The organism is Streptomyces griseorubiginosus, assembly GCF_017614965.1.
GTDB lineage: Bacteria > Actinomycetota > Actinomycetes > Streptomycetales > Streptomycetaceae > Streptomyces > Streptomyces griseorubiginosus_B.
This window is the reverse complement of sequence record NZ_WVUG01000096.1, coordinates 1-21,221: the sequence shown is the minus strand read 5'-3', so window position 1 is coordinate 21,221 and position 21,221 is coordinate 1. Positions and strand designations below refer to the sequence as shown.

The following is a 21,221-nucleotide window of genomic DNA, read 5'->3' as shown; positions in this document are numbered from 1 at the left end:
CATGTGTGGCATCGCAGGCACGTACCGGTGGCCGGACGGGAAGATCGTCACCGACCGGCTCACCGAGACCCTCGCCCACCGCGGCCCGGACGGGGCCGGCCGCTACGGCCACCCCGCAGGTGACGGCGAGGTGCAGCTCGGGCACCGCCGGCTGTCCATCATCGACCTGTCCGAGACCGGCGCCCAGCCGATGGTCTCGGGCGGTCTCGCCCTGACGTACAACGGCGAGCTGTACAACGCGCCCGAGCTGCGCGCCGAACTCGAGGCCGCCGGGGTGCGCTTCCGCGGCACCTCCGACACCGAGGTGCTCCTGGAGGCGTGGCGGCGCTGGGGCACGGACTGTCTGCCCCGGCTGCGCGGCATGTTCGCGTTCGGCGTCTTCGACGAGCGGACCGGCGAGCTGGTCCTCGTCCGCGACCAGCTCGGCATCAAGCCGCTGTTCCTGCTCCGGCGCGGCGGGGGCCTGGCGTTCGCCTCCGAGCTCAAGGCCCTCGCCGGCGCGACCGGCGGATCGCTGGAGGTCGACCACGCGGCGCTGGTGGCCTCGCTGCTGTACTACTGGGTGCCCGACTCCCGCTGCGCGTTCCGTGAGGCGGAGAAGCTGCCGCCGGGGACCTGGCTGAAGTGCCGGCCCGACGGCAGCATCGAGCGGGGCCGGTTCTGGAACCTGAAGGACGTCGCCGCCGAGGGCCGGGAGCGGGCCCTGGCCGGCGAGCAGCCGGACCTGGCCGCCGTCGTCGAGGAGTCGACCCGGCGCCACCTGCTCTCCGACGTGCCCGTCGCGACCTTCCTGTCGGGCGGCCTCGACTCCAGCTATCTGACCGCGCTGGCGGCCCGCCACCAGCCGGGGATCTCCGCCTACACGATCGGGTTCCGCGCCGAGGACGCCCGGTTCGAGGCGATGCCGGACGACCTGCGCTACGCCCGGCAGGTGGCCGAGCGGTTCGGCGTCGACCTGCACGAGATCGAGATCGCCCCGAACGTGCTCGACCTGCTGCCGCAGATGACGTACCACCTGGACGAGCCGATCGGCGACCCCGCCGCGATCAACACCTTCCTGATCTGCACGGCCGCCCGGGAGGCCGGGGTCAAGGTGATGCTCTCCGGGATGGGCGCCGACGAGTTGTTCGCCGGGTACCGCAAGCACCTGGCCAACCTGCTCGCCCTGCGCTACCAGCGTGTCCCGCGGCCGCTTCGGCGCGGTGTCTCCGCGGCCGTGGACCGGCTGCCGGTCGCCACGTCCCGCCGGGGCCTGAGGTCGGTGCGCTTCGCCAAGCGGTTCCTCTCCTTCGCCGATCTGCCGGAGGAGACCGCGTTCCGGCGCAGCTACACCATGTACGACCAGGACGAACTGCTCGCCCTGATCGACCCGGACCTCGCTGGGACGGTCGACGACGTGCTGACCGAGCACGCGGACGTCTACGCGGACAACGGGCTCGACGACTTCGTCAACCGCATGTGCCTGGCCGACGCCCGGATGTTCCTGCCGGGCCTGAACCTCACCTACACGGACCGCTCCAGCATGGCCGCGTCGACCGAGGTGCGGGTTCCGTACGTGGACGTCGAGGTCGTCAAGGCGGCGTTCACCGTGCCCGGCGACCGCAAGATCGCCGGACGGCAGGGCAAGGCGGTCCTGAAGGAGGCGGCCACCTCGATCCTGCCCCGGGAGATCGTCTACCGGCCCAAGGGCCTGTTCAGCGCCCCGCTGCGCGCCTGGATGAGCCGGGATCTGGCGCCGCTGGTGCGCGAGGTGGTCAACGACGGCGAACTCGTCCGCTCCGGTTTCCTGCGCCGCGACGCGCTGGCCCGGATGGTCGCCGAGGACGCCGCCGGGCAGCAGGACTTCTCCAAGCATCTGTGGCATGTGCTGACCCTCGAGTACTGGTATCGCGACGCGACCTCCGGGTCCGCCCAGAGCACTCGGCAAACGGCTTAGAAATCAGGGGACTTCGGTGAAACAGGTCGTACAGAACTACAAGAGCGGCGAGCTGGCTGTGCTCGACGTGCCGGTGCCGGGTTGCAAGCCGGGCGGTGTGCTGGTCCGCAGCGCCTTCTCGCTGATCTCCACGGGCACCGAGCTGATGAAGGTCTCCGAGGCCGGCATGTCGATGCTGGGCAAGGCCCGCTCCCGCCCCGACCAGGTGGCCAAGGTCATGCAGAGCGTGGCCACCAACGGCGTGCCCGCCACGTACCGCAAGGTGATGGGCAAGCTGGACTCCTACACGCCGCTGGGCTACTCGCTGTGCGGCATCGTCGAGCAGGTCGGCGCCGGCATCGACGACGTGAAGGTCGGCGACCTCGTGGCCTGCGCGGGCAACGAGCACGCGCTGCACGCCGAGCTGAACTGGGTGCCGAAGAACCTCTACTCCCCCGTCCCGGACGGCCTCGCGCCGCGGCACGCGGCCTTCGGCACCGTGGGGTCGATCGCGCTGCAGGGCGTCCGCCAGGGCGAGCCCCAGCTCGGCGAGGTGGCGCTGGTCATCGGTCTCGGGCTGATCGGGCAGCTGGTGGTGCAGCTGCTCGTCGCCTCGGGGGTCCGGGTCGTCGGCGCCGACCCCGACCCGTCGCGCTGCGAACTCGCCGAGCGCCTGGGCGCGGCGGCCTGCGGCGACCCGGCGTCCACGGCCGTGGAGAACGCCGTCGCCGAACTCACCGACGGTCACGGCGTGGACCAGGTGTACCTGGCCGCGGGCGGCGGCAGCAACCAGCCCGTGGAGCTGGCCGCCAAGCTCTGCCGGGACCGCGGCCGGGTCGTCGACATCGGCAAGTGCCGCCTGGACCTGCCGTGGAACGCGTACTACGAGAAGGAACTCGACGTCCGGTTCTCCCGTTCGTACGGACCCGGGCGCTACGACCCGTCGTACGAGCTGGAGGGGCGCGACTACCCGATCGGCTACGTGCGCTGGACCGAGCGCCGCAACCTGGCGTGCTTCCTCGACCTCCTCGCCCGCGGTCGCGTCGACGTGGAGCCCCTGATCTCCCACATCGCCGACTTCGACGACGCCGTCGAGACCTACCGGCGCCTGAAGGACGGCGAACTGAAGGCCGTGGCCGTGCTGTTCCGCTACCCCGAACCCTCGGTGGAGGCGGAGGAAGAGGCTCAGCCGGCGGCCGTGTCGGTGGCGGTGCCCGCGGTGAAGGTGCGGCCCAGTCCGGCCCGGCTCGCCAAGTCGCCCGTGCGGCTCGCGTTCATCGGCGCCGGCAACTACGCGACGTCGATGCTGCTGCCGCACCTGGCACAGCGCGAGGGCGTGGAGTTGTCGACGGTCGTCACCACGACGGCGCTGTCCGCGGCCAACGCGCAGCGGAAGTTCGGCTTCGCCGAGGCCACCACCGACCTCGACGCGGTGCTCGGCGACAAGTCGGTCGACGCGGTGTTCGTGGTCACCCGGCACAGCTCGCACGCCGAACTGACCCGCAAGGCGCTCCTCGCCGGCAAGACCGTGTTCGTGGAGAAGCCCCTCGCCCTCAGCGAGGACGAGCTGGCCGGGGTGCTCGCGGCGGTGGAGGAGTCCGGCAACGACCGGCTGCAGGTGGGCTTCAACCGCCGGTTCTCGCCGCTGCTGCAGGAGGCCAGGGAGCGCTTCGGCGCCCGGACCGGCCCGGCCAACCTCCGCTACCTGGTCAACGCCGGTCGCCTCGACCACGGCAGCTGGTACCTCCAGCAGGGCTCCGAGGGCTCGCGGTTCGTGGGCGAGGGCGGACACTTCGTCGACACGGCGAGCTGGCTGCTCGACGCCGATCCGGTGTCCGTGTACGCGACCGCCCCGTCCGGCAACGAGGACCTGCAGATCGTGCTGCGCTACCCGGACGGGTCCACCGCCACCATCAGCTACGTCACCTCCGGCCCGTCGGCCTTCCCGAAGGAGACGCTGGACCTGATCGCCGACGGGCGGGCGCTGCGGCTGGACGACTTCGTCCGTGCTTCTGTGTATTTCGACAAAAGCACGGCCGGACAGAAGCGGTGGGTCAGTTCGCGGCTGCCCAAGGCCCGCGACAAGGGCCAGAACGCCGAACTGGCCGCGTTCGTCAAGGCCGTGCGGACCGGCGGGCCGATGCCGGTGCCGCTTCAGTCGCTGGTCGCGACCACGGCGGCCACCCTCGCGGTGCAGACCGCTCTGGCGAGCGGCGCCCCGGTGACGCTGGCGAGGGCGCTGTGACCATGAGCGCGGGCTGGTACCTGCGGCGGCTGTCCCGGATGGGACCGCAGGAGGTCGCGGGCCGGGTGGGCGACGCGGTTCGCCGACGGCGGTGGCGTGCGGCGCCGCCCGCGGGCCCGGGTGTCACCGGCGCGCGCTTCACCGCGGTCCTGCCGGCCGGGACGATCGCCGCGCTGCCTCCCGACGCCGTGAAGCGTCTCGTCGCCGACGCGGACCGGCTGATGGACGGGCACGCCGAGTTCTTCGGCGTGGTCCGCGACGACCTGACCGACCCGGACTGGTGGTTCGACCCCAAGACCGGGCGCCGGGCCCCCGCGGGCTACGCCTTCGACGTGCCGTACCGCAGCGAGGACGCGGTCGGGGACATCAAGCAGATCTGGGAGCCGTCCCGGCACCAGTACCTCACCCAGCTCGCCGCCGCCTACGCGGCCACCGGGGACGAGCGCTACGCCGAGCGCGTGGCCGCGCACCTGCGGTCCTGGTGGGCGGTCAACCCGCCGCTGCGGGGCGTCCACTGGATCAGCGGCATCGAGCTGGGCATCCGGCTGCTGTCCTGGGTGTGGATCCGGCGGCTGCTGGACGGCTGGTCCGGCGCGGCCGGGCTGTTCGAGGACAACCCGGTGGCGGTGCGGCAGATCTGGCACCACCAGCGGTGGCTGGCCGCCTTCCCCAGCCGGGGATCGTCGGCGAACAACCACGTCATCGCCGAGGCCGCCGGGCAGTTCGCCGCCGCCTGCGCCTTCGACTGGTTCCCCGCGTCGGCGCGTTGGCGGGCCGACGCGCTGCGGTCGCTGGACCGGCACCTGCGCGGCAACACCTACCTCTCCGGCATCAACCGGGAGCTGGCCACCGAGTACCACGGGCTCGTCCTCGAACTCGGCCTGGCCGCCGTGGCGGAGGCGGACGCCGCCGGCGTGCCCGTCCCCGCGTCGGTCCGCCTGGTGCTGCTGCGTATGACGGACGCGCTCGCCGCCATGGTGGACAACCGGCTGCGGCCGCCGCGCCAGGGCGACGCCGACGACGGCTACGGCCTGGTCGTGGACGGCTCGGGCACCGACCGCTGGGGCTCGCTGCTGGCCACCGGCGAAGCCGTGTTCGGCCGCCTCCCCTGGTGGCCGGCCGTGACCGGCACCGACGTACGCACCCCGCTGCTGGCCGCTCTCGTCAAACCGGCGGAACCGTCCGCGCGCCGTCCGGCACAGCGGCCGGCGCACTTCGCGGACGCCGGCATGACGATCCTGCGCGGGCCGGAGGAGATCTGGTGCCGCTGCGACGGTGGCCCGCACGGCTTCCTCTCCATCGCCGCGCACGCCCACGCGGACGCGCTGTCCGTGGAGGTCCGGCACGACGGTGTCGACGTGCTCGCCGACCCGGGGACGTACTGCTACCACGGGCAGCCCGAGTGGCGGCAGTACTTCCGCTCCACCCTCGGCCACAACACCCTGCAGCTGGACGGCGCCGACCAGTCCGTCTCCGGCGGACCGTTCCTGTGGACCCGGCACGCCGAGACCCGGGTGCTGAGCGTGGACACCTCCGGCGAGGACACGGCCGCCTGGTCCGCCGAGCACGACGGCTACGAGGGCTCCGTGCACCGCCGCCGGGTGGAACTGACCCCTGCGCGCCGGGAGTTGCGGGTGATCGACGAGGTCCGCGGCCCGCGCCGGGCCGTACGCCTGGCGTTCCACCTCGGCCCGGCGATCACCGCGGACCTGGAGGGGAACCGGGCACGGCTCAGCTGGACCAAGGACGGCGAGGACCGTTCCGCGGTGCTGGAGCTGCCCGGGCAGCTGTCCTGGCAGGCGCACCGCGGTGAGACGGATCCCGTGCTGGGCTGGTACTCGGCAGGCTTCGGACGCAAGGAACCCGCCACCACCCTGGTCGGTTCCGGCTTCACCGGCGGCACGGAGGGCTTCACCACCGTGCTGGGGTTCCGCGGCCAGGGGGGCGCGTGAGGATCGGGACGCGGCCCTGGGCACCGGCGGTGGCACCGCTGGTGCTGGCCCTGCTGCTGGTGAGCGGCTGTGACGGCACGCGGCACGCGCCGCGTGAGAAGCCGACCGCCGTGCCCACCACGTCCGGGGCGCGGTCCCAGTCCGTGGCACGGGTCTGCGCCCATCCCGGGACCGGGCCGGCCAAGGCGCCGGCCGGAGCGGTGACGGTCGACCCCTCGGTGGTCGGCGACCTGGCGGCGAAGACCAAGAGCAGTCCCCCGCACACCACGTTCTGGCTCCGGCCGGGCAGGCACCGGCTCGACCCGGACCGCTACGCCCAGGTCGTCCCCAAGGACGGGGACCGCTACCTCGGCGCACCGGGGGCGGTGCTGGACGGCCGGAAGAAGAACCAGTACGCGTTCTCCGGTCCCGCCCGCGACGTCACCGTCGGCTACCTGACCGTGCAGGGTTTCGTCCCCCCGCAGAACGAGGGCGTGGTCAACCACGACTCCGCCGACGGCTGGGTGATCGAGCACTCGACGATCCAGAACAACTCCGGCGCCGGGCTGATGGCCGGCGCCCGCCAGCAGGTCCGCGCCAACTGCCTGCGCGACAACGGCCAGTACGGCATGAACGCGTACAAGGGTTCCGGCCGTATCACGGACCTGGTGGTCGAGGGCAACGAGATCGTGGGCAACAACACCGGCGACTGGGAGCGGCGGCAGCAGGGCTGCGGCTGCACCGGAGGCATCAAGTTCTGGGCGGTCGACGGCGCCGACGTGCGCGGCAACTGGGTCCACGACAACCGCGGAACGGGGTTGTGGGCGGACACCAACAACAACGACTTCCTCATCGAGAACAACGTGATCGAGGCCAACGACGGTGCCGCGCTGATCTACGAGATCAGCTACAACGCGATCATCCGCAACAACACGATCCGCCGGAACAACTGGGTCGAGGGCCGTGCGGCGGCCGACCGCGGCGACAACTTCCCGTACGCCACCGTCTACCTGTCGGAGTCCGGCGGTGAACCACGGATCAAGGCCCGCACCGACCAGATCGAGATCTACGGGAACCTGCTGGAGGACAACTGGTCCGGGATCACCCTGTGGGAGAACGCCGACCGGTTCTGCAACAGCCCCGCCAACACCTCCTCCGGCGACTGCACGCTGCTGGTGAGGAACACCAAGCGCTGCGTCCAGCCGGCGATCGCCAAGGCCCCGCTCTACTCCGACTGCCGGTGGCGGACCCAGCGGGTGAACATCCACAACAACCGCTTCGTGCTGGACAAGTCCGTCGTCAAGTGCACGGACAAGTGCGACCGCATGGCGGTGCTGTCCAACTACGGCACCTACCCCGACTGGTCGCCGTACAAGGGCGAGGCGGTGGCGGAGGCCATCACCACCAAGCAGCACAACCGCTGGCACGACAACGTCTACGTCGGCCCGTGGACGTTCGTCGCCTACGACCCGAGCCGGGTGCTCGAGCTCGGGCAGTGGCAGGGCACGCCGTACCGGCAGGACGCGGGCAGCACCTTCCGCGCCGAGGACGGTGGGTGAGATGGAGAAAGAACGCACACCGAAGATCATCGGGACGGTCTGGGGTCTGCTGATCCTCAACACCCTCGGCTCCGCCGGGGCGAAGACCATCGTCCCGTTGCCCCGCTCCCTCATCCAGATGGTCACCATGGGCGCGCTGGTCGCCGCGTTCGCGCTGGCGCTCCTGGTCAACCCCCGGGTGCGCGTCCGGCCCAGTGCGTACGTGTTCGTCCTCACCCTCCTGCTGGCGACGAGCGTGATCTCCAGCGCGCATCTGGAGTCCGGGTTCGGCGCGCTGTTCCGGTGCTTCCGGCTGACGCTGTTCGTCGGCACGCTGTGGCTGCTCACCCGCTGGTGGGACGACGGCATGACGTTCGTCCGGCACCACATCCGCATGTACTTCGCGGTGCTCGGCTCGGTGGCCGCCGGTCTGGTCGTCTCACCGGGCGCGGCCCTGCCCGACCTCTACGGCGGGCGCCTTGTCGGCGCTCTGTGGCCGCTCACCCCGCCGCAGATCGGCCAGTACGCCGCGGTGATCATCGGGCTGACCGTGCTGCTCCTCATGGGCGGCCACACCGACAGGAAGAGCGCGGCGCTGGTCATCGTGCCGTCACTGGTCCTGCTCGGACTGACCCACACGCGTACCGCCACGCTCGGTCTGCTGGTCGGGCTGGCGCTGGCGATCGGCTCGCTCCTGCTCACCAGCACCGCCGCCCGCCGCTTCTTCAGCTGGGCGGTGGTGATCGCCACGGTGGCCGCGGTCGGCTTCGCCTCCCTGCTCCAGACGTGGTTCCTGCGCGGACAGAGCAAGGAGAACTTCTCCAGCCTCACCGGCCGGGCCAAGGTCTGGGACGCCCTGCTTGCGGCCCCCCGCACCACCGGGGAGCAGTTGTTCGGCGTGGGCCTGGGCGACAAGTCCTTCGGCGGACTGCCGATCGACGACAGCTGGCTGGCCGTCTACAACGAGCAGGGCCTGATCGGCGTCGGTCTCGTCGCGGTGTTCCTCGTCGTGCTGGGCGGCGTCGCGCTGCTGCGGCCCCCGTCGCTGCAGCGGGCCTGCGCGATCTTCCTGATCAGCTACTGCGCGCTCGCCTCGTACACCGAGGCCGGCCTGGGCGACGCCTCGCCCTATCTGCTGCATCTGGCCCTCGCGGCCTCGCTGTTGATGACACCGGCCGAGGCCCCGTCCCTCGCACTGCCCGAGGCCACCCGACGACCCGTCCCGCGCCGGGACCGGAGAACGGAGGTGAGGTGAGCATGCACGTCCTCGTGGTGCACAACCGCTACGCCTCGGCGCAGCCGAGCGGCGAGAACAGGGTCGTCGACCAGGAGGTGGAGCTGCTGCGGGCGGCCGGCCACCGGGTCGAGGTGTTCGAGCGGCGCAGCGACGACATCGGCGCCATGTCCCTTCTCTCCAAGGCCGCGGTGCCGGTGCGGGTGCCGTGGAACCCTGCGGTCCGCGCCGAACTGGCCTCCCGGCTGCGGGCCGAGCGCCCGGACGTCGTCCACGTCCACAACGTCTTTCCGCTGCTGTCGCCCGCGGTGCTCGCCGCGTGCGCCGACGCGGGTGTGCCCGCCGTCGCCACGCTGCACAACTACACCCAGATCTGCCCGCCCGGCACCCTGCAGCGGGACGGCAGGCCCTGCACCGAGTGCGTCGGGTCGACACCGCTGCCCGCCGTCCGCCACGGCTGCTACCGGGGCTCCCGGCTCGCGACGGTGCCGCTCGCGCTCAGCCTGTCGGTCAACCGGCGCCGGTGGTGGACCGGCGTGGAGCGCTTCCTCTGCATCTCCGCGGCGCAGCGCGAGGTCCTGGTGCGGGCCGGCATGCCGGCCGAGCGGCTGGCGGTGAAGCACAACTTCGTGCCGGACCCGGACGTACGCCGGACGGGCCCCGGGGAGCATGTGCTCTATCTGGGCCGGCTCGCGGAGGCCAAGGGCATACGGCTGCTGATGGCCGCCTGGGACGAACTGGCGGCGGGCGGCGGTGTGGGCGTGCCGCTCGTGATCGCCGGCACCGGGCCGCTGGAGGCGGAGGTGACGGCCTGGGCGGCGGGCCGCGACGACGTGCGCTACGTCGGCCTGCTGGACCCGGCGGAGTGCCAGAAGGCCATCGCGCGCTCGGTCGCCGTGGTGGCCCCCTCGACATGGCTGGAGGCGTTCGGCCTGGTGGTCGTCGAGGCGATGGCGGCCGGGGTCCCGGTCGTCGCCGCCGGTCACGGCGCCTTCGTCGAACTCGTCGACGACGGCGTGACGGGACTGCTGCACGAGCCGGGCGAGTCCGCCTCGCTCGCGTCCGGCATCCGCCGGATCACGGCCGAACCGGCCCTGGGCCCGGAGCTGGGCCGCGCGGCCCGGCTCCGTTACGAACAGGGTTTCAGCCCGGCGGTCGGGCTGGAGCGCCTGCTGGAGGAATACCGCACCGCGATCGCGGGCCGGTCAGCACAGACTCGCGGCGGGGAGATCCGCGCGAGCAGGGGGGATGGGAACAGCGAATGACACGATGCCGACTGTGCGGCTCGGAGGCGACGGCGAGCGTCGTCGACCTCGGGGCGACGCCACCATGTGAGAGCTTCCTCTCCGCGGACCAACTGGACCAGCCCGAACCGGCCTACCCGCTGCATCTGCGGGTCTGCACCGACTGCTGGCTCGCCCAGATCCCGCCCCTGATCACGCCGGAGGAGACGTTCAAGGAGTACGCGTACTTCTCCTCGTACTCGACCTCCTGGGTGGAGCACGCCCGCACGTTCGTCGCGGGCGCCGTGGAGCGCCTCGGGCTCGGCGACGACGCCTTCGTCGTCGAGGTCGCGAGCAACGACGGATACCTGCTGCGACACGTGGTGGACCGCGGGATCCGCTGCCTGGGCATCGAGCCGTCGGTGAACGTCGGGGCCACGGCCCGTGAGGCGGGTGTGCCCACGCTCACCGAGTTCCTGAGCCCGGAGACCGGCGCGGCCGTCCGCGCGGAGCACGGCCCGGCGAACCTGGTCGTCGCCAACAACGTGTACGCGCACATCCCCGACGTGGTCGGCTTCACCCAGGGCCTGCGCGCCCTGGTCGCCGACGACGGCTGGGTCTCCATCGAGGTGCAGCACCTGCTGACCCTGATCGAGGAGAACCAGTACGACACGATCTACCACGAGCACTTCCAGTACTACACGGTCGCCTCCGCGATCCGGGCCCTGGCGAGCGGCGGACTCACGCTGGTGGACGTCGAACTGCTGCCCACGCACGGCGGCTCCATCCGGCTGTGGGCGCGCCCCGCCGAGGTGGCCGGCGAGCCCACGCAGCGGGTGGCCGACGTGCTGGCCCGGGAGAAGGCCGCCGGACTGCAGGAGCTGTCGGGGTACACCGAGTTCTCCAACCGCGTGGCCAAGGTGCGCCGGGACCTGCTCAAGTTCCTCATCGAGGCCGCCGAGCGCGGCGAGACGGTCGTCGGCTACGGCGCCCCGGGCAAGGGCAACACCCTGCTCAACCACTGCGGCATCCGCCCCGACCTGCTCGCGTACACGGTCGACCGCAACCCCTACAAGCACGGCAGGTTCACCCCGGGCACCCGCATCCCGATCCTGCCGCCCGAGCAGATAGCCGTCGACAAGCCGGACTACGTGCTCGTCCTCCCCTGGAACCTGCGGGCCGAGCTGGTCGAGCAGCTGTCCTACGTCCACGACTGGGGCGGCCGGCTGGTCTTCCCCATCCCGGAACTGAGCGTTGTCGAGGTGACGTCATGAAGGTCGTTCTGTTCTGCGGCGGTTACGGGATGCGGATGCGCAACGGAGCCTCCGACGACGTGCCCAAGCCGATGGCGATGGTCGGTCCCAGACCGCTGATCTGGCATGTCATGCGCTACTACGCGCACTTCGGGCACACCGAGTTCATCCTGTGCCTCGGGTACGGGGCGGACCACATCAAGAAGTTCTTCCTCAACTACGAGGAGACCGCCTCCAACGACTTCGTGCTGCGCGGCGGGAAGACCGAGCTGCTGTCCACCGACATCTCGGACTGGACGATCACCTTCGCGCAGACCGGCATCGAGTCGCCCATCGGCGAGCGGCTGCGCCGGGTGCGCCACCACCTCGACGGCGACGAGATGTTCCTCGCCAACTACGCCGACGTGCTCACTGACGCCCCGCTGGACGAGATGATCGACCGGTTCGCCGCGCGCGACGCCGGCGCGTCGATGATGGTGGTGCCGCCGCAGTCCTCGTTCCACTGCGTGGAGCTCGGCGAGGACGGACTGGTGGGGGGCATCACCGCGGTGAGCGACCTGCCCCTGTGGGAGAACGGCGGCTATTTCGTGCTCCGGCAGGAGGTCTTCGACCACATACCGGAGAACGGTGACCTGGTCGCCGACGGATGCTCCCAACTGGCCAAGCGCGGCAGGCTGGTGGCACACCAGCACCGCGGCTTCTGGAAGCCGACCGACACCGTCAAGGAGCGCGCCGCGCTCGACGCCGCCTACGCCCGGGGCGACCGCCCGTGGGCCGTGTGGGAGCGGGACAGCGCCGGGATGAGCGCGTGATCGGGCTCGGGGCCGGGCGTGCGGAGCGGATCGTCGCGGTGGGCGCCCACTGCGACGACATCGCCATCGGCGCCGGCGGCACGCTGCTGACGCTGTGCCGTGCGCGGCCGGGCCTCCGCGTCGACGCGCTGGTGCTGTCCGGCGGCGGCGGCGAGCGGGAGCAGGAGGAGCGGGCCGCCCTCGCCGCGTTCTGTCCGGACGCCGACCTCAGGCTGACCGTGCACAAGCTGCCGGACGGCCGGCTGCCCGCGCACTGGGAGGAGGCCAAGGCCGCCGTCGAGGAACTGCGCGAGCAGACCGACCCGGACCTGATCCTGGCCCCACGCACCGACGACGCCCACCAGGACCACCGCGGCCTGGCGCAGCTGATCCCCACCGCCTTCCGCGACCACCTGGTCCTCGGCTACGAGATCGTCAAGTGGGACGGCGACCTCGGCCGGATGGCGGCGTACCAGCCGCTGTCCGTGGAGATCGCCGAGGAGAAGGTGCGGCTGCTGCAGGAGCACTACGCCTCGCAGCGGCACCGGCCCTGGTACGACCGGGAGGCCTTCCTCGGCCTCGCGCGGATCCGCGGCATCGAATGCCACGAGCGATACGCCGAAGCGTTCGCCGTCACCAAACTCACGCTCAACCTGGGGGGTTGAACCATGCGCGTACTGCTGACCGGACACCAGGGCTACCTGGGAACCGTCATGGCCCCGGTCCTCGCCGCCGCCGGGCACGAGGTCGTCGGCCTCGACTCCGGCCTGTTCGCCGACTGCGTGCTGGGCCCGAAGCCCGCCGACCCGCAGGGGCACCGGGTGGACCTGCGCGACGTCACGGCCGAGCACGTGGGCGGCGTCGACGCCGTGATCCACCTGGCCGCGCTCTCCAACGACCCCCTGGGATCGCTGGCGCCGGAACTGACCTACGACATCAACCACCACGCCTCCGTCCACCTGGCCCGGCTGGCCCGCGAGGCCGGAGTGGGGCGCTTCCTGTACGCGTCGACCTGCTCGGTCTACGGTGCCGCCGGCGGCGAGGACCTGGTGGGCGAGGACGCCCCCCTGCGCCCGGTGACGCCGTACGCGGAGTCCAAGGTGCGGGTCGAGGACGATCTGCACGAGCTCGCCGACGACGACTTCACGCCGGTGTACATGCGCAACGCCACGGCCTTCGGCTTCTCGCCCCGGCTGCGTGCCGACATCGTGCTGAACAACCTGGTCGGTCACGCGCTGCTGTCCGGCGAGGTGCTGGTGATGTCCGACGGCACGCCCTGGCGCCCGCTGGTGCACGCCGCCGACATCGCCCGGGCCTTCACGGCCGCGCTGACCGCGCCGCGCGAGGCGGTGCACGACCGGGCGTTCAACATCGGCAGCGAGACCAACAACGTCACCGTCGCCGAGATCGCCGGGCAGGTCGCCGAGGCGGTGCCCGGCTCCGAGGTGGTGATCACCGGTGAGACCGGCGCCGACCCGCGCTCCTACCGGGTGGACTTCTCCCGGTTCCGCGCCGCGATCCCCGGCTTCGACTGCGAGTGGACGGTGAAGCGGGGCGCGCTCGAACTCGCCGACGCCTACCGCGCGCACGGGCTGACCCAGGAGGACTTCCAGCGGCGCTTCACCCGCCTCGCCGTGCTGCGCGCGGCCTCCGACGCCGGCACGGTCGACGACACCCTGCGGCGGCGTCGGTGACCACGCGTGCAGAAGAAGGTGCCGGCGACGAGATGTACGCCCTGGTGGAGCGGCTGTACCCGCTCTGCCGGAGCATCACAGGCGACGGCGTGCGCGCCACCCTGGACATCGTCGGCGAGTACATCCCGCTCGACGTGCACGAGGTGCCGACCGGAACCCAGGTGCTCGACTGGACGGTGCCGCAGGAGTGGAACATCCGGGACGCCTACATAGCCGACCCGGACGGCAACCGGGTCGTCGACTTCGCCGCGTCCAGCCTGCACGTGCTCGGCTACAGCGTGCCGGTGGCGAGGACCATGCCGCTGTCCGAGCTGCGCGCGCATCTGCACACGCTGCCGGACCGGCCGTCCTGGGTGCCGTACCGCACCAGCTACTACAAGCCGGACTGGGGGTTCTGCCTGGCCCAGGAGACCCTGGACGCGATGCCGGACGGCGAGTACGAGGTGCGCATCGACTCCACGCTCGCCGACGGCCATCTCACCTACGCCGAGCACGTGGTGCCCGGTCAGGTCGCCGACGAGGTGATCGTCTCCTGTCACGTCTGCCATCCGGCGCTGGCCAACGACAACATGGCCGGCGTGGCGGTGGCGACGTTCCTGGCCCGGGAGCTGGCGCGGGAGACGCCGTACTACACCTACCGGTTCATCTTCGCGCCCGGCACCATCGGCGCGATCACCTGGCTGGCCCGCAACGCCGAACGGGTCGAGCGGGTCAAGCACGGCCTGGTGCTGGCCTGCGCCGGTGACCCGGGCTCGCTCACCTACAAGCAGAGCAGGCGCGGTGACGCGGAGATCGACCGGGTGCTGCAGTACGTACTGACCGCCTCCGAACGGCCGCACCGCGTCACGGAGTTCACCCCGTACGGCTACGACGAGCGGCAGTACTGCTCACCCGGGTTCAACCTCGGCGTCGGCTCGCTCACCCGGACCCCGTACGCGGGCTATCCCGAGTACCACACCTCCGCGGACAACCTGGACTTCGTCTCCCCGGAGGCGATGGCGGACACCCTCGCGGTCTGCCGCGAGGCGTTCGCCGTCCTGGACCGCAACCGGCGCTACCTCAACCTCAGCCCCTACGGCGAACCGCAGTTGGGACGGCGCGGGCTGTACGACGCGCTCGGCGGGCGCAGCGACACCAAGCAGGCCCAGATGGCCATGCTCTGGGTGCTCAGCCTCTCCGACGGCGAGCACGGTCTGCTGGACATCGCCGAGCGGTCCGGACTGCCGTTCGACACGGTCGCCGCCGCGGCCGGCGCCCTGCACGAGGCAGGGCTGATCAAGACATGACGTCGATGCCCGTCGAGGGGGAGAATCCGCAGACAGTGGCGCCACGCGCCGGGTCCGCCAGGCGGGCCCTCGTCGGCCGGCTGTCCTGGGGGCTGGCCGACCAGGCGGCCTCGAGCATCAGCAACTTCGCGGTGGGCATCTACGTGGCCCGCTCGCTGGGGGTGACCGCGTTCGGCGTGTTCAGCCTCGCCTGGGTGACCTACGGGGTGGTGCTCAACGTCTCGCGCGGTCTGTCCACCGACCCGCTGGTGGTGCGCTTCAGCGGTGTGCCGGAGGCGTCCTGGCGCGGGGCGGTGTCCCGCTCGACGGGTACCGCGCTCGGCGTCGGTACCTCCATCGGCGCGCTGTCCCTGGTGGTCGGGCTGGCTCTCGGCGGCCGGCTGGGGACGGCCTTCGCGTGCCTGGGCGTCATGCTGCCCGGACTGCTGCTGCAGGACGCCTGGCGGTTCGCGTTCTTCGCCGCGGGCAACGGGCGGAAGGCCTTCGTCAACGACGTCGTGTGGTGCTTGGCGCTCGTCCCGGCGATGGTGGCGGCGGCCCATGTGGACACCGTGAGCGCCTTCGTGCTGGCCTGGGGCGCGTCCGCCGCGGTGGCCGCCGCGTACGGCTGCCTCCAGTCCGGCATCCGGCCCCGGACGACCGAGGCACGCGGATGGCTGCGCGAGCAGCGCGATCTCGGCTACCGGTACCTGGTCGAGAACGTCAGCCTCAGCGGCGCCAGCCAACTGCGGGCCTACGGGCTCGGTGCGATCGTCGGGGTCGGCGCGGTGGGCGCGGTGCGGGGCGCCGAGCTGTTGATGGGCCCCTTCCTCGCCGTACTGATGGGACTGTCGCTGGTCACCGTCCCGGAGGCGGCACGGGTACTGCGGCAGTCACCGCACCGCCTGCGCACGTTCTGTCTCCTGCTGGGCGGCGGGCAGGCCGTCGCCGCGCTGCTGTGGGGCGGCTCGTTGCTGCTGCTTCCCAACCGGCTCGGCGACCTGGTGCTCGGCAGCGTCTGGCACTCCTCCTCGCATCTCATCGTGCCGATCACCTTCAGCGTCGCGGGCGCGGGCCTCGGCACCGGCGCGGCGGCCGGGCTGCGCGCCCTCGGCGCCGCCCGGCGCAGCCTGCGCTCCCAGCTGTTCGCCTCCGTCTGCTACGTCAGCGGCGGACTCGGCGGGGCCGCCCTCGCCGGCACGGTCGGCTCGGCCTGGGGCGTCGCCGCGGCGACCGTCAGCGGCTCGGCCGTGTGGTGGCTGCAGTTGCGGTCCGCCCTGCGCGAGCGCCGTCACGACTCCGTTCCCGAAGTGAGGACCTCATGACCGACCGCCCCAGACTGAGCATCGGCCTGCCCGTCTACAACGGCGAGGAGTACCTGGCCGAGTCTCTCGACGCGCTGCTCGGCCAGACCTACGAGGACTTCGAGCTGGTCATCTCCGACAACGCCTCGACCGACGGGACCGAGGAGATCTGCCGCAAGTACGCCGCGCAGGACTCGCGCATCCGCTACATCCGGCTGCCCAGGAACGTCGGCGCCACCCCGAACCACAACTATGTGTTCACCGAGTGCCGCGGTGAGCTGTTCAAGTGGGCCTCGCACGACGACCTCTACGCCCGGGACCTGCTGCGGGCCTGCGTCGAGGCGCTGGACGAGCGGCCGGACGTCATCCTCGCCCACGCCGACCAGGCGGTCATCGACGAGGACGGCCAGGTGAAGGTGCCCTACGAGTACACGCTCGACACCGGCTCACCGCACGCGCCGACGCGGTTCCGCAGCATGCTGTTCGAGCCCGGCGGCGACGACTTCTACGGCGTGATCCGGGCCGACGCGCTGCGCCGGGTGAAGCCCATGGACAGCTACCACCACGCGGACCGCACCTTCGTCGCCGAGATCGCCCTGCACGGCCGCTTCCACCAGGTGCCGGAACTGCTGTACTTCCGCCGCGACCACCCCACCCGCGCCGAGCGGGCCAACCCCTCCAAGCGCTCCCGGTGCGTCAACCTGGACCCGCGCCGGGCGGGCCTGCTGCACCCGACGCCCCGGCTGCTCGCCGAGTACGTCTGGGGCTTCGTCTCGGCGGTCCACCGGGCGCCGCTGTCCCCGGCCCACCGGCGCGAGTGCTACCGGCACCTGGCCGCCTGGATGACCAGCCGGGTCCGGCCGGGCGCCGGTGAGCGGGTCGAGGACCGCGCCCCGGTCGACCCGGCCAAGCTGACCGTCTCCGTCGACGACCTCGTCGCCGGCCGTGAGGGGAGGAGGCGCCGATGACGTCCGCGGACGAAACCCCGGTACGTGTCGGAGTGTTCGGCCTGCTCGGCTCCGGCAACCTCGGCAACGACGGGTCGCTGGAAGCCGTACTCGGCTACCTCCGCTCCGAGCATCCGGACGCGAGCGTGGACGCGCTGTGCGGCGGACCCGAGGCGGTGACCGCCAAGTTCGGGATCCCCGCGACGCGGCTGCACTGGAACCGCGCCGAGTACCGGACCGCGTCCCGTGCGAGCGCGATCGTGTCGAAGGGACTCGGCAAACTCGTCGACGCCTGCCGCACCGCCGCCTGGGTGCGCCGGCACGACGTGGTCATCGTGCCGGGCATGGGTGTCCTGGAGGCCACCCTGCCGCTGCGCCCGTGGGGCTTCCCGTACTCGCTGTTCCTGCTCTGCGCGAGCGGACGGCTGCTGGGCACCCGGGTCGCGCTGGTCAGTGTCGGCGCCGCCGGGATCAAGAGCCGGCCGACCCGGGCCCTGGTGCGCTGGTCGGCACGGCTCGCCGCGTACCGGTCCTACCGGGACGAGCAGTCCCGCGACGCGATGCGCGCGATGGGCGTGGACACCTCGCGCGACGAGGTCTACCCCGACCTCGCGTTCTCCCTGCCGGCACCACCGTCGAGCGCGCCCGCCGGCACGCCGGGTCCCGTCTGCCTCGGTGTCATGGACTTCCACGGCGGCAACGACGACCGCGCCCGGGCCGAGGAGATATACCGGCGCTACCTCGACGGGACGATCACGTTCGTCCGCGCACTCGTCGAGGAGGGCAGGCCGGTCCGGCTCCTCACCGGCGACCAGTGCGATCTGTCGGTGGTCGAGGCGATCCTCGGCGCCGTCGACTCACCGCTGGTCACCGCGGCCGAACCGGCCTCCCTGGCCGACCTGATGAACGAGATGGCGGCCGCCGACACCGTGGTGGCCGTCCGCTACCACAACCTGATCTGCGCGCTGAAGACCGGAACGCCGGTGCTCGCCGTGTGCTACGCGGCCAAGAGCAACGCGCTCATGGACCGCATGGGCCTCGGCGCGTACTGCCACCCGGCGCGCGAGGTCGACGCCGACCGGCTGCTCGAGCAGTTCCGGGACCTGGAGAAGCACGCGGCGGAGGTACGGCGGACCCTCACCGAACGAAACGGGGTCGCCGCACAGCAACTCGCCGAGCAGTTCACCGCCCTGACCAAGACCCTGTTCCCGGCGAAGACCCACGCCCACGCCCTGCGGAAGGCCTCATGAGAGCGACCGAAGTCCCCGAGATCGCCGGGGCATACCTGTTCGAGCCGACGCCGTACGCCGACGAACGCGGCTTCTTCTGCCGCACGTTCGACGCCGAGGTGGTCCGCTCGGTGGGCCTCGACCCGAACGCCTTCGTCCAGGACAGCGTCTCCCGCTCGGTCCGGGGCGTGCTGCGCGGTCTGCACCTGCGCTCCGGCGCCGGCGAGGCCAAGCTGGTGCGGTGCTCGTACGGGCAGATCTTCGACGTCGTCGTGGACCTGCGGCCCGACTCGCCGACGTACCTCGGCCGGGCCTATTTCGAGCTGTCCGGTGAGACGCAGAAGACCGTTTACATCCCCGCGGGATGCGCTCACGGCTTCCAGGCTCTTACCGAAGTCGCAGACACCTCTTACCGTATCGACCGAGAGCACGATCCCTCCGAGGACGTGACGATCGCCTTCGACGACCCGGAACTCGCCATTCCGTGGCCCCTGCCGGTCACGTCGACGTCCCAACGGGACCGTGAGGCACCGAGCCTCGCCGAGGTCCTGAAGCGCATGGAAGGGTGAAGCCGGCTTGGACACCGAACACACCGAGCAGACCACCGAGTTCGAACTGCCCCGGTCGCGTACGGCCAACGAGCGACTGCACGCCCTGATCCCCGGCGGCGCGCACACCTACGCCAAGGGCGACGACCAGTACCCCGAGGACCTGGCCCCGGTCATCAGCCACGGCCGCGGTGCCCATGTGTGGGACGTCGACGGCAACCGCTACGTCGAGTACGGCTCCGGCCTCCGCTCGGTCAGCCTCGGCCACGCCCACCCCCGGGTGACCGAGGCGGTGCGGCGGGAGATCGACCGCGGCAGCAACTTCGTCCGGCCGTCCGTCGTGGAGCTCGAGGCCGCGGAACGCTTCCTGGCGACGGTGCCCACCGCGGAGATGGTGAAGTTCGCGAAGAACGGCTCCGACGCCACCACCGCCGCCGTGCGTCTCGCCCGCGCCGCCACGGGACGCCCCCGGGTGGCCATCTGCGCCGACCATCCCTTCTTCTCCGTCGACGACTGGTTCATCGGCACCACGCCGATGTCCGCCGGCATTCCCGCCGAGACCAACGAACTCACCGTGACGTTCCCCTACGGCGACCTCACCGCCACGGAGGAACTGCTCAACCGGTACGAGGGCGAGGTCGCCTGTCTGATCCTCGAACCCGCCACCCAGACCGAGCCGCCGCCCGGATACCTCGCCGGCCTGCGCGAGCTGGCGCACCGGCACGGCTGTGTCCTGGTCTTCGACGAGATGATCACCGGCTTCCGCTGGTCCGAGGCGGGCGCCCAGGGCCTGTACGGCGTCGTCCCCGACCTCTCCACCTTCGGCAAGGCGCTGGGCAACGGGTTCGCCGTCTCCGCGCTGGCCGGACGCCGCGAGCTGATGGAGCGGGGCGGGCTGCGTGACTCCGGCGAGCGCGTCTTCCTGCTGTCCACCACGCACGGCGCCGAGACGCACTCCCTGGCGGCCGCGATGGCCGTGCAGACCGTCTACGCCGAGGAGGGCGTCACCGACCGGCTGCACGCCCTCGGCGAGCGGCTGGCCGCGGGCGTCCGCGAGGCCACGGCCGGCATGGGCGTCGAGGAACACGTCGTCGTCCGGGGCCGGGCCAGCAACCTGGTCTTCGCCACCCTCGACGGGGACGGCCGGCCGTCGCAGGAGTACCGCACCCTGTTCCTGCGCCGGCTCCTCGCGGGCGGGGTGCTGGCCCCGTCGTTCGTGGTGAGCAGCGCGCTCAGCGACGAGGACATCGAGCACACCGTCGACGTGGTGGCCCAGGCGTGTGCGGTGTACCGCAAGGCACTGGACGCCGGTGATCCGACCCCCTGGCTGGGCGGACGACCGGTGAAGCCCGTCTTCCGCCGCCTGGCGTGACGTGATGTGACCTCAGCGGGGCTCCCGCCGGCCGGCGTCCGCCATCCGCTGCACCGGACGGTCGGCCGGCCGGCCGGCGAGCCGGTCGACCAGCCACGCGGTCGCCGGGACCACCGCCAGCGCGGTGCACCAGCCGCCGAGGGCGTCGGTCGGGTAGTGCGCGCCCAGGGCCACCTCCGCCCATCCCATGACCGCGGCGCCGACCAGCGAGGCGGCGAGCACGAGTGACATGCCGACCGTCCGGCCGAGGCCGAGCCGGCCGGTCGCGAGCAGCGCCAGGACGAGGGCGAGCGCGGTGAAGAAGGTGGTGTGCCCGCTCGGGTAGGACAGGTTGCCGGGGCCGTGGATGGTGCGTCCCACCACGTGCTTGAGCAGGGTCGTCGTGCCCACGGCCACGACGGCACCGACGACGAAGAGCGCCGCCGCGCGGGGACGCCGCAGCAGCAGACAGCACACCACGATGGCCGCGACCAGCATCGTCGATCCGGCCGGCTCCCCCAGGAAGTCCAGGACCAGGGCGACGCGCCGCAAGGGCCCCTGGACACTGTCCTCGGTCGGCAGCACGAACCACCTGTCCACCCGGCCGGGCTCGCTGTGCCCGGCGAACAGGACTCCGAGCGCACCGACCACCACGGCGGCCACGACCGCGACCGCCCCGAGCCACGCGCGCAGCGAGTGAGGCAGCACCGCGGGCTCCGACCGGCCGGTCACCCGCCCCTCCGGCAGCTGCGA

General features: G+C 71.9%; 17 protein-coding genes. 16 read left to right on the top strand and 1 reads right to left on the bottom strand.

Annotated elements, in window-relative coordinates; all coding sequences use genetic code 11:
- Position 1: 1 nt before the first annotated feature.
- The 16 genes from asnB to GRC12_RS19475 are packed head-to-tail and all read left to right on the top strand — an operon-like array spanning position 2 to position 20,489.
- Positions 2-1,936 (top strand): asparagine synthase (glutamine-hydrolyzing), encoded by a 1,935-nt coding sequence (gene asnB / locus GRC12_RS19550; protein ID WP_208780600.1) that lies wholly within the window; start codon positions 2-4, stop codon positions 1,934-1,936.
- Positions 1,937-1,952: 16 nt separating this feature from the next.
- The gene (locus tag GRC12_RS19545) at positions 1,953-4,160 is read left to right on the top strand and encodes a bi-domain-containing oxidoreductase (RefSeq protein ID WP_208780599.1); all 2,208 of its coding nucleotides are present in this window, start codon (positions 1,953-1,955) and stop codon (positions 4,158-4,160) included.
- Positions 4,157-6,112 (top strand): heparinase II/III family protein, encoded by a 1,956-nt coding sequence (locus GRC12_RS19540; RefSeq protein ID WP_208780598.1) that lies wholly within the window; start codon positions 4,157-4,159, stop codon positions 6,110-6,112. Before GRC12_RS19545 ends, GRC12_RS19540 begins: the two co-directional genes overlap by 4 nt.
- Positions 6,109-7,650: a right-handed parallel beta-helix repeat-containing protein gene (locus GRC12_RS19535; RefSeq protein WP_208780597.1), complete on the top strand. Its 1,542-nt coding sequence runs from the start codon at positions 6,109-6,111 to the stop codon at positions 7,648-7,650. Before GRC12_RS19540 ends, GRC12_RS19535 begins: the two co-directional genes overlap by 4 nt.
- 1 nt (position 7,651) lies before the next feature.
- Positions 7,652-8,884: an O-antigen ligase domain-containing protein gene (locus GRC12_RS19530; protein WP_208780596.1), complete on the top strand. Its 1,233-nt coding sequence runs from the start codon at positions 7,652-7,654 to the stop codon at positions 8,882-8,884.
- Between the two features lie 2 nt (positions 8,885-8,886).
- Positions 8,887-10,128 carry a glycosyltransferase gene (locus GRC12_RS19525; RefSeq protein ID WP_208780608.1) on the top strand — a complete coding sequence of 414 codons (1,242 nt, stop codon included), beginning with the start codon at positions 8,887-8,889 and terminating at the stop codon, positions 10,126-10,128.
- Positions 10,125-11,360 carry a class I SAM-dependent methyltransferase gene (locus tag GRC12_RS19520; RefSeq protein WP_208780595.1) on the top strand — a complete coding sequence of 412 codons (1,236 nt, stop codon included), beginning with the start codon at positions 10,125-10,127 and terminating at the stop codon, positions 11,358-11,360. Before GRC12_RS19525 ends, GRC12_RS19520 begins: the two co-directional genes overlap by 4 nt.
- Positions 11,357-12,151 carry a glucose-1-phosphate cytidylyltransferase gene (locus GRC12_RS19515; RefSeq protein ID WP_208780594.1) on the top strand — a complete coding sequence of 265 codons (795 nt, stop codon included), beginning with the start codon at positions 11,357-11,359 and terminating at the stop codon, positions 12,149-12,151. The genes GRC12_RS19520 and GRC12_RS19515 overlap by 4 nt, the downstream gene beginning before the upstream one ends.
- Complete coding sequence (locus tag GRC12_RS19510) at positions 12,148-12,795, top strand: PIG-L deacetylase family protein (protein ID WP_208780593.1); 648 nt, start codon at positions 12,148-12,150, stop codon at positions 12,793-12,795. Before GRC12_RS19515 ends, GRC12_RS19510 begins: the two co-directional genes overlap by 4 nt.
- Positions 12,796-12,798: 3 nt before the next feature.
- A complete protein-coding gene (locus GRC12_RS19505) occupies positions 12,799-13,824 on the top strand; it encodes an NAD-dependent epimerase/dehydratase family protein (protein WP_208780592.1) in 1,026 nt (341 codons plus the stop codon).
- Between the two features lie 32 nt (positions 13,825-13,856).
- Entirely contained in the window at positions 13,857-15,110 is a 1,254-nt protein-coding gene (locus GRC12_RS19500) for a DUF4910 domain-containing protein (RefSeq protein WP_208780607.1), read from the top strand.
- Entirely contained in the window at positions 15,107-16,414 is a 1,308-nt protein-coding gene (locus GRC12_RS19495; RefSeq protein WP_208780591.1) for a hypothetical protein, read from the top strand. The genes GRC12_RS19500 and GRC12_RS19495 overlap by 4 nt, the downstream gene beginning before the upstream one ends.
- On the top strand, positions 16,411-17,361 hold the full coding sequence (locus GRC12_RS19490; protein ID WP_208780590.1) for a glycosyltransferase family 2 protein: 951 nt from the start codon (positions 16,411-16,413) through the stop codon (positions 17,359-17,361). The genes GRC12_RS19495 and GRC12_RS19490 overlap by 4 nt, the downstream gene beginning before the upstream one ends.
- The gene (locus GRC12_RS19485; RefSeq protein WP_208780589.1) at positions 17,358-18,590 is read left to right on the top strand and encodes a polysaccharide pyruvyl transferase family protein; all 1,233 of its coding nucleotides are present in this window, start codon (positions 17,358-17,360) and stop codon (positions 18,588-18,590) included. The genes GRC12_RS19490 and GRC12_RS19485 overlap by 4 nt, the downstream gene beginning before the upstream one ends.
- Complete coding sequence (gene rfbC, locus GRC12_RS19480; protein ID WP_208780588.1) at positions 18,587-19,138, top strand: dTDP-4-dehydrorhamnose 3,5-epimerase; 552 nt, start codon at positions 18,587-18,589, stop codon at positions 19,136-19,138. The genes GRC12_RS19485 and rfbC overlap by 4 nt, the downstream gene beginning before the upstream one ends.
- Before the next feature lie 7 nt (positions 19,139-19,145).
- Positions 19,146-20,489, top strand: coding sequence for a glutamate-1-semialdehyde 2,1-aminomutase (locus GRC12_RS19475; protein ID WP_208780587.1), 1,344 nt, complete (start codon positions 19,146-19,148; stop codon positions 20,487-20,489).
- 12 nt (positions 20,490-20,501) lie between these two features.
- Here the strand turns inward: GRC12_RS19475 and GRC12_RS19470 are convergent, their stop codons facing one another.
- Entirely contained in the window at positions 20,502-21,200 is a 699-nt protein-coding gene (locus GRC12_RS19470) for a phosphatase PAP2 family protein (protein WP_208780606.1), read from the bottom strand.
- Between the last annotated feature and the right edge of the window lie 21 nt (positions 21,201-21,221).

Bases quoted from the DNA above. Each gene is read 5' to 3' on its own strand.
- GRC12_RS19515 (WP_208780594.1), top strand. From the start codon at position 11,357: ATGAAGGTCGTTCTGTTCTGCGGCGGTTACGGGATGCGGATGCGCAAC.
- GRC12_RS19495 (WP_208780591.1), top strand. From the start codon at position 15,107: ATGACGTCGATGCCCGTCGAGGGGGAGAATCCGCAGACAGTGGCGCCA.
- GRC12_RS19490 (WP_208780590.1), top strand. From the start codon at position 16,411: ATGACCGACCGCCCCAGACTGAGCATCGGCCTGCCCGTCTACAACGGC.
- GRC12_RS19500 (WP_208780607.1), top strand. From the start codon at position 13,857: ATGTACGCCCTGGTGGAGCGGCTGTACCCGCTCTGCCGGAGCATCACA.
- GRC12_RS19525 (WP_208780608.1), top strand. From the start codon at position 8,887: ATGCACGTCCTCGTGGTGCACAACCGCTACGCCTCGGCGCAGCCGAGC.
- GRC12_RS19505 (WP_208780592.1), top strand. From the start codon at position 12,799: ATGCGCGTACTGCTGACCGGACACCAGGGCTACCTGGGAACCGTCATG.
- GRC12_RS19520 (WP_208780595.1), top strand. From the start codon at position 10,125: ATGACACGATGCCGACTGTGCGGCTCGGAGGCGACGGCGAGCGTCGTC.
- asnB (WP_208780600.1), top strand. From the start codon at position 2: ATGTGTGGCATCGCAGGCACGTACCGGTGGCCGGACGGGAAGATCGTC.
- rfbC (WP_208780588.1), top strand. From the start codon at position 18,587: ATGAGAGCGACCGAAGTCCCCGAGATCGCCGGGGCATACCTGTTCGAG.
- GRC12_RS19530 (WP_208780596.1), top strand. From the start codon at position 7,652: ATGGAGAAAGAACGCACACCGAAGATCATCGGGACGGTCTGGGGTCTG.
- GRC12_RS19485 (WP_208780589.1), top strand. From the start codon at position 17,358: ATGACGTCCGCGGACGAAACCCCGGTACGTGTCGGAGTGTTCGGCCTG.